This is a genomic window from Vibrio sp. 1580, assembly GCF_033340055.1.
Map to the genome: position 1 here is coordinate 1 of NZ_JAWOVT010000283.1, position 707 is coordinate 707.

1 pseudogene is annotated in these 707 nt (G+C 45.7%); it reads right to left on the reverse strand.

Going from position 1 to position 707, the window contains the following annotated elements:
• Window positions 1-707, reverse strand: a pseudogene (locus R7093_RS25540) (ATP-binding cassette domain-containing protein); the annotation flags it as partial.

The following is a 707-nucleotide window of genomic DNA, read 5'->3' on the forward strand; positions in this document are numbered from 1 at the left end:
ACGCATCCCATATCTGCTCATCGCTCACTGCTCGGCTAAGAGAAATGTTCTCACGTACAGAGGCTGGGAGAATGTGCGGATCTTGTTGAACCATTGCTACGTCTTTGCGAAGTACGTCTTTACCCAATGTATTAAGTGGCCGCCCATCAATCAATAACTCGCCCACATTGGTTGGATAAAAGCCCATGAGCAAAGATGCTAACGTGCTCTTGCCGCTGCCAGTATGGCCGACCAGCGCGATAAAATCTTGATGAGCCGCTTTCAAGGATATGTCTTTTAATACATCTTGCTTACCATCATAACTGAACGTCAGATTACTTAGCTCAATTTAGCCCGTTTTAAGTGGTTTATGATCGTCACCGTAAGTTTGTGGCTTCGCATCAATCAACTCAAAAACACTTTCACCCGACACCAACGCTTGTTGTAAAAGTGCAAGTTGTTGGGTCATTTCAATCAGAGGTTCGGTCACACGCGCCAAATAACTGATGAACGCATAAAGTACACCGACACCAATCAACTCGACACCATTAAAGCCAAAGATGGCAACTAAGCAGAGTAGTGCAAGGCCAGCCAACAGATCCATGAGAGGCCGCAGCAGATACCCGTTTAAGCGAATCACTTTTTTGGACGCGACCAAATGCTCAGCAGTGAGTTCGTTAAACTGTTTATTAAAGCGCTCTTCTTGTTGCATCAGCTGAATCACGCTC